The organism is Intrasporangium sp., from assembly GCF_035280925.1.
In the GTDB taxonomy this organism is placed as follows: Bacteria; Actinomycetota; Actinomycetes; order Actinomycetales; family Dermatophilaceae; genus Intrasporangium.
Map to the genome: position 1 here is coordinate 1 of NZ_DATEEY010000027.1, position 6,900 is coordinate 6,900.

Sequence of the window (6,900 nt, forward strand, 5' to 3'; positions counted from 1 at the left end):
GGTCGCCCGTCCACGCCATCGACATGAGCGGTCGACCTGACCTTGGCGCCCGTCACCGGATTGCGGCCGCCATCTTCACGCCGTCTGCGTTGTTGGTCACCTTCAGCGGCTGGGGGACCGGGGCGGTCTGGCCATGACCCCTTTGACGGGTCCCAGCGCCCCGATCGTCGTGTCTTGCTTGCCCGGGCCGGCGCCGGCCGTCTAGCGCAGCTTCACGACCATGAGGTGAGCAGGGTCAGCGCGTGCAGGCTTCCATGACACCTCAGGAGGTTAAGCCAGTTATGAGGTGTCATCCAGTACGTCGTCGGCGAACCGGCTCCGACGATTCCTGTGACTCGCCTTCCCGTTGGTTGTCGCTGGTAGTGGGCCTGGGAGGACTTGAACCTCCGACTTCATCCTTATCAGCAAAATGCAGGGAACCGCTGTGCTAAACGCCGTTCCCGCAGGTCACGCTCAACCGTAGACGGCAAAGTTATGTGGTCTCATGGCGTTCAGTTATGTGCTCTCATCCTGCGCGTCCTGAATGAGACGCTTCGGGCACGCTACCAGAGGCACCAAGGAGGTATCGCCGGCCGGAGCGCCCATGACGCCGCATACCGACAGCAACGTCAACGGACCATCGCGGCTGGACGCTCGATCTCCGGGCTGAATCTCATGAGTACTGCCGGCCGGCGAGAGCACAGGCGTCGGTAAGCGTCGATAAAACGCCCTGGTAGGGCTCCAGATGAGCGCGGCAGACCTATCGGTGGTGTGATCGTGACTCTGGTCAGGCCGCGTGCCGGCCCGAGCCCGGCTGGCCCGCTTGCCGGCCGTCGACGCCAAGCCGGACAGCGCCAGGTCGTGTCCGCCGTCGTCCTCCACGGTCGTCTCCCACCGCTCTGGAGCCGTCATCGCGACCCAAGCCTAGCGCCCTCGGTCGCACGACCAGTCAGTCCCTGTCCATCGCGTAGGTCGCGAGGATCGCGCCGGTGGTCGTCACCTTGTGCTCGAGCAGCCGCAACGGCCTGCGCGCACCGTCATCGCCGAAGATGCGCTTGCCGCCCCCCACCACCAGCGGATCGATCATCACCCGGAACTGGTCGACCAGGTCGTGAGCGATCAGCGTCTGCACCAGCTGGCTGCTGCCGATCACGTGCAGATCCTCGCCGTCCTGCTGCTTCAGCGCGGCCACGGCCTGGGCGAGGTCGCCCTTGAGCACCGTGGAGTTCTCCCACGCCAGCGGCTCGGTGAGGGTCCTGGACGCCACGTACTTCGGCTTGGTGTTCAGCGGCTCGGCGATGACCTGCTCTTCCTCGGAGGCATTCGGCCAGTAGGCCGCGAGGTTCTCATAGGTGCGATGCCCCAACAGGAAGCCTCCCGCCTCGGCGTAACCCTGAACCACCCACCCTCGGGACAGGTCGTCGAAGTAGCCAAGGTGCCACCCGCCATGCTCGAAGCCGCCGCTCCTATCCTCGTCCGGGTGGCCCGGTGCCTGGACAACCCCATCGAGGGTCATCCACTCGACCGCCACGACCTTCCGCATCGTTCGTCCCCTTTCGCATTCTGGATCGCTCCCGGGCGTCCGTTCCGCAGCTGCCCAGACCACCCACCCGATCAGAGTCGCCCAGGCCTACCGGGCGAATCGGGAACCGGAGTGACCGCTTTCGAACATTAGGAGACGCGACCACGCCGAAACTCATCGCTCCGTGCGGGAATCATCTGGAGGCAGTTCCGAGGGCAGCCCGAAATGCCGATGCACGTCAGGGTCGAGGAAGCTGGCGATCCAGGCGATCCGACCTGTGCGAATGGCCAGCACGTTGATCCCGGCGAGCCGGAAACGGTCGCCGGCCGCCTCCCCGCGGTACCCGGCGAACGCCGGCTGCCCGTTCGCCCCGAGCGGCACCAGTCGCCACGGCGCGCGGAACATCTGGTCGGTGAAGAAGCGGCCGATGTCCTCTTGACCGCGGAACCAGGCGGGCAGCGGCGGCATGGTGAACCTGGCGTCCTCAGCGAGCAGATCCAGCAGCGCCGCGACGTCAGCGCGTTCCCAGGCCCTCATGAAGGCGTCCACCAGCTCGCGTTGGCCCCTCGTGCCGATGGCGTCCAGCTCGGCCTGCTGTGTCGTCTCAGGCACACGCTGGCGGACGGCCTTCCTGGCGCGCTGCAGCGCGCTGTTCACGGCGGGCGGTGTGGTGTCCAGGATGCGCGCCACGTCCGCCGACGGGAACTCCAGCACCTCGCGCAGGATCAACACAGCGCGTTGGGTGCCGGGCAGGTGCTGCAGGGCCGCGACGAACGCGAGCTCCACGCTCTCCCGCCGCAGGTACCGGGCCGCGGGGTCGACGGCGCCGGGCGCACCGGCAGGTTCGTCATCCGGCCAAGGCTCCAACCAGATCGGTTCGGTCACCGGGTCCCCGAGGTCGTCGGTGTTCCGCCGCGGCGGGCCGTAGTCGGGCGAAAGGATGCGGCGTGGCCTGCGCGAGATCAACCGCAGGCAGGCATTCGTTGTGATCTGGTACAACCACGCGCGCACCGAGCCCCGGCCCTCGAAGTTGGCCAGGCCCCGCCAGGCACCGAGCAACGACTCCTGAAGTGCGTCCTCCGCGTCCTGCACCGACCCGAGCATTCGGTAGCAATGCGCGTACAACTCGCGCCTGTGCCTGGACACCAGCTGCTCGAAGGCCGCCGGGTCGCCCCGGCGAGCCGCAACCAGCAACTCCGACTCAGGCAGCGTGTCCACTGTCCTCTCAGATACTTCCACAACCGGCTGACCTGGGCAAACGCCCTCCGGCGAGTCCAGTGTCCAGCGTTCTCCTTGGTAAGAGCTTGCAGCATCCGAGGACGTTGCCTGCGACGCGATCGGGGGTTCTTGTCGAACCTGGATGCGGAGGGTGGGCTGGTCCCCCGGTGGCTGTCGTGTCGTTGCCCGGCCCGGATGCCAGCCGGCGGCCGCGTCCCCGGGCCAACTCCCAAGCGACGAAGGATGCGGCCAGGCCCGTGGCCATGTCGCCCGACCGCGGCAGGCCAGGCGAATGCCGCCGGGAGCGCCCCCGGGCCATGAAGATCACGAACTCCGGGGGAGTTGATCCTGACGATTACCGGCCAGCCAGACGGCGACCCCGCAGACGGTCCGCGGTGCGCCGTAGCGTGACGGTGACCCGGTACCTACTCGGGGTTCTCGCCGCGCCGGTGGTCATGGCAGCTTCTGCAGCCCGGCGGCGGTGAGCAGGTACCCGGGGGCCGTGGTCGCCGCGTCTGCCCGTACCAGCTCCACCAGGGCCGATCCGGCCCCCTCGGGGGTCAACAGCTCCCCCAGCTGCTGCAGGTAGGCCTCCTCGGTCTGGCCGCCGCGGGCCGCGTATGCCCGAACCCCCCGCCTGCCCACCTCGCCGAACGGCGTCATCGTGGGCAGCACCGCCGTCACGGTCAGGTCCAGCCCGGCACGGCGCGACTCCTCCTGGGCGTAGCCCGCGAGGAACCGCTGGGTGGCCTTGGACCCGGCGTATCCGCCGCTGGCCGGTGAGCCGTTGATGGCAGCGCCGCTGCTGACCACCACCACCCTGCTGCCCGGCGGCAGCGGCTGCAGCAGCGCCGCACGCAGCCAGGTGAAGGTGATCTTGACGTCGGTGTGCCAGTTGACCGAGAACGTCTCCCACGTCTGGTCCTGGAGCGGACCCATCACCGGGTTGGCGCCGGCGACCAGGATGAGCACCTCCGGCTGATACTGGTCCAGCAGGCTCCACGCCACCGTCTCCTCGGCCGCATCCGCGACCTCGGTGCGGATGTTTGGGCTGGTGGTGGCCAGCTCGGCAAGGGCCGGGCCGGTCCGGGCGACCGCGACCACCGGAGCACCAGCCTCGGCGAACGCACGGGCGATCCCACACCCCAAGCCCCGGCTGGCGCCAACCACGACCGTGGTCCTGCCCGACAAGTCACTCATGATCGTCCTCTTCCTTTGGCCATGGGTTCGGTGGCGCGGCCTTCCGTAGGCGTCACTGGCTGTTGTATTCGTCGTGGCGGCGGAGCCAGGTCTGCCATGCGTCGCCCTCGTCACGGCCCTTGGGCATCCGGTCCAGGATCGGGTAGTAGCCCATCAGGAACTCGACCCCGCGCCAGGTGGTCGCATAGGTCTGGTGGACGACGCCGTCCTGGAGGGCAAAGACACTCACCACCGGGGCCTCCGACAGATAACCAACGACGTCGGTCCCGGCCGCGGCCGCGTTCTGGGCCACGATCGGCGGCAGCCCGTCCGGCGGGGTCAGCTCGCCGGTGGAGGAGGCGCCCAGGTCGAGGTTGAAGTCGGTGTTCGCCGACGAGACCCAGGGAACCCTCCAGCCCATTCGCCGCCGGTAGGCCTGCAGCTTGGCCAGCGGCGCCCGCGACACCAGCACCAGGGTCACATCCCGGGCCTGCAGGTGCGGAAGCAGGGCGTCCAGGGTGTCGGCGATGGAGGAGTTGACCGGGTCGCCGGCCTGGTAGCTGGGGCCGAACATGAAGTGGTAGACCAGCAGCTGGGAGCGGCCGTCGAACAGCTCGGCCAGGGTCCGGGGGCCGTCGTCGGTGTCGAAGCGGTAGTCCTTGTCGATCGCGACCCAGGGCAGCTCCCGGCGCTGGAGCGCCAGCTCGTCGCCCATCCGGGTGTGGGCCTTCTCGCGCTGGAGCAGCTCGTCGCGGGCGGCCTGCCACTCGGCACGGCCGACAACCTTGTGCTCGGTCATTGCGTCTTGTCTCCCTTCGAGTCGTTGCTGTGCCGGTACGTCTCGCCACGACGCGGCATCAACGTCCCTTCCTTCGCTAGGCCGTGACGGGCTGTGCTTGTGCGAGCGCCGCGTTCTGGCGCTCGAACGCCTTGGCCACCCCGTCGCGCCAGCCGTCAGCCAGCAAGGCCGACATGGGATCGGGGAAGATGTCCTCCTCCCCGTTCTCCACGCCGTCGAAGATGGCCCGTGCGACCGATGCCGGGGAGGCCTTGGGGATGTCGAGGCTTCGGGTCATGTCGGTGTCGACCGGGCCGGTCAGCACGGCATGCACCCGCACCCCCCGCCCCGCCAGCAGCGCGCGCAGCGACTGGGTCAGGGAGAACGCGGCCGCCTTGGAGGCCGAGTAGGCCGGCGTGAGCGGCAAGGCGGCCAGGGCCATCAGCGACACGTTGTTGACGATCGTCCCCTTGGAACGGGTCAGCAGCGGCAGGAACGCCTGGGTCACGCCCCAAGTGCCGTAGAAGTTGACGGCCAGGTGCTCCTCGAGCATGGCACGGTCGCTGAGGTCGTCGTACAGCCAGATGCCGGCGTTGTTGATCAGCAGGTCGAGCGCGTCGACCTGCTCGGCGGCTGCCTGAATCTGCGCCGGGTTGGTCACGTCCAGGGTCAGGGGCGTGACCCGCCCGTCGGGGTGGGCCAGCGGCTGGCGCGTGCCGGCATACACCCGCCTGGCGCCTCGGCGCAGGGCGTCGGCGACCAGGGCTTGGCCGATGCCGCGGTTGGCCCCGGTCACCAGGACTGTCTTGTCTGCGATTGTCATTACACCCTCCTGTATGGGTGGTGCCCGGCGAGCCCAGTCGCCGCCTTGTGGAGGTGGTGATCCGGCGAACGGCCGCAATCCATCGCCCGCCACCAAAGCTGCACCTGGCGCAGGCTTCACCCCTGCTCAGGCTTGGATAGCGGCCGTGCGGGCGGCGCCCAGCGCGGGGTACACCTCGCGGCCGGGATCTCGCTGACCGATTCTGCCCCGGCGCCGATGGATCCCAGCCAGAGCGCGGATCACAATCAAGATGACCATGCAGCTGTCCAGTCCCAGGCCCGTTGTTCACCTGGAGCTCCACACCGGTGATCAGGCACGGGCGAGCGCGTTCTACACCAGCCTCTTGGGCTGGCGCCGGCAGCTGATAGAGGCCGGGCGCGGCTCCTACCTCGCCCTCGACCTGGGAGGGGGGTTCGGCGGCGGCATCGTCGAATGCGGCACCGCACGCCCGCTGTGGCTGCCCTACGTCCAGGTCGACCAGCTCCAAGCGTCCACCGACCACGCGCGCCAGCTCGGCGCCTCGGTGCTGCTGACGCCGCGCGAGGGACCCGCCGGATGGCGCAGTGTCATCTCGGCGCCACAGTGCGGCGAGCTCGCGCTCTGGCAGCCAAAACGATGACCGCCGGGCCCAAACGCGGGACCAGCGCGGCTGGCACGGTGTCGACCGCGAGCGAGCGCCAGCTGCTCGAGGCCGCCCGGCGGGGCGACGACGACGCCTTCGCCCGACTCGCCGGACCCTACCGCCGCGAGCTGTACGCCCACTGCTACCGGATGCTCGGCTCGGCCGCGGACGCCGAAGATGCGCTGCAGGAGACGCTGCTGCGCGCCTGGCGCGCCCTGCCGAGGTTCGAGGGCCGAAGCTCGGTCCGCTCCTGGCTCTACAAGATCGCCACCAACGCCTGCCTGCGGGCGATCGAGCGGCGGCCCAGACGAGTGCTCCCGGTCGACTACGGGCCCGCCGCCGACCCCCACGACGGCCCCGCCGAGCCAGTGACCGAGGCGGTGTGGCTCGAACCCTACCCGGATGCGCGGCTGGGGCTGGGCAGCGGCCCGGCCAGCCCGGAGGCCCGCTATGAGCAGCGCGAGGGCGTCGAGCTGGCCTTCATCGCGGCCCTCCAGCACCTGCCCGCGCGACAGCGCGCCGTGCTGATCCTCCGCGACGTGCTCGGCTTCTCGGCCCGCGAAACCGCCACGGCGCTGGAAACGACGCCCGTCTCGGTCGACAGCGCCCTGCAGCGCGCCCACAAGACCGTCGACCAACGACTGCCGGAACAAAGCCAGCAGGCGACGCTGCGCTCACTGAGCGACGACGCGCTGCGACAGCTCGTGCAGCGCTATGTCACCGCCTGGGAGCGCAACGACGTCGACGCGGTCGTCGCCATGCTCGCCCAAGACGCCAAG

Annotated in this window: 7 protein-coding genes; 2 read left to right on the top strand and 5 right to left on the bottom strand. The window is 69.4% G+C overall.

The window, feature by feature from the left end; genetic code table 11:
* Positions 1 to 928: 928 nt before the first annotated feature.
* The 5 genes from VJN29_RS02750 to VJN29_RS02770 all read right to left on the bottom strand — a co-directional run bounded on the left by VJN29_RS02750 (position 929) and on the right by VJN29_RS02770 (position 5,499).
* Positions 929 to 1,522, bottom strand: a complete 594-nt coding sequence (locus VJN29_RS02750; protein ID WP_324142040.1) for a dihydrofolate reductase family protein — start codon at positions 1,520 to 1,522, stop codon at positions 929 to 931.
* A gap of 153 nt (positions 1,523 to 1,675) precedes the next feature.
* On the bottom strand, positions 1,676 to 2,719 hold the full coding sequence (locus VJN29_RS02755; protein WP_324142041.1) for a sigma-70 family RNA polymerase sigma factor: 1,044 nt from the start codon (positions 2,717 to 2,719) through the stop codon (positions 1,676 to 1,678).
* Between the two features lie 453 nt (positions 2,720 to 3,172).
* Positions 3,173 to 3,919, bottom strand: coding sequence for an SDR family oxidoreductase (locus VJN29_RS02760; protein ID WP_324142042.1), 747 nt, complete (start codon positions 3,917 to 3,919; stop codon positions 3,173 to 3,175).
* Positions 3,920 to 3,971: 52 nt separating this feature from the next.
* Entirely contained in the window at positions 3,972 to 4,697 is a 726-nt protein-coding gene (locus VJN29_RS02765; protein ID WP_324142043.1) for a DUF899 domain-containing protein, read from the bottom strand.
* 76 nt (positions 4,698 to 4,773) lie between these two features.
* The gene (locus VJN29_RS02770) at positions 4,774 to 5,499 is read right to left on the bottom strand and encodes an SDR family NAD(P)-dependent oxidoreductase (protein ID WP_324142044.1); all 726 of its coding nucleotides are present in this window, start codon (positions 5,497 to 5,499) and stop codon (positions 4,774 to 4,776) included.
* A 250-nt stretch (positions 5,500 to 5,749) separates the two neighbouring features.
* Between VJN29_RS02770 and VJN29_RS02775 the strand changes: the two genes are divergently transcribed.
* Both VJN29_RS02775 and VJN29_RS02780 read left to right on the top strand, forming a co-directional pair.
* A complete protein-coding gene (locus tag VJN29_RS02775) occupies positions 5,750 to 6,118 on the top strand; it encodes a hypothetical protein (protein ID WP_324142045.1) in 369 nt (122 codons plus the stop codon).
* Positions 6,119 to 6,156: 38 nt separating this feature from the next.
* Positions 6,157 to 6,900 (top strand): RNA polymerase subunit sigma-70 (locus tag VJN29_RS02780; protein ID WP_324142046.1); only part of this gene is annotated, 744 nt, incomplete at its 3' end.

Excerpts from the sequence above, each read along its gene's own strand:
- VJN29_RS02750 (WP_324142040.1), bottom strand. The coding sequence starts at position 1,522 with ATGCGGAAGGTCGTGGCGGTCGAGTGGATGACCCTCGATGGGGTTGTC.
- VJN29_RS02760 (WP_324142042.1), bottom strand. The coding sequence starts at position 3,919 with ATGAGTGACTTGTCGGGCAGGACCACGGTCGTGGTTGGCGCCAGCCGG.
- VJN29_RS02770 (WP_324142044.1), bottom strand. The coding sequence starts at position 5,499 with ATGACAATCGCAGACAAGACAGTCCTGGTGACCGGGGCCAACCGCGGC.
- VJN29_RS02775 (WP_324142045.1), top strand. The coding sequence starts at position 5,750 with ATGACCATGCAGCTGTCCAGTCCCAGGCCCGTTGTTCACCTGGAGCTC.
- VJN29_RS02765 (WP_324142043.1), bottom strand. The coding sequence starts at position 4,697 with ATGACCGAGCACAAGGTTGTCGGCCGTGCCGAGTGGCAGGCCGCCCGC.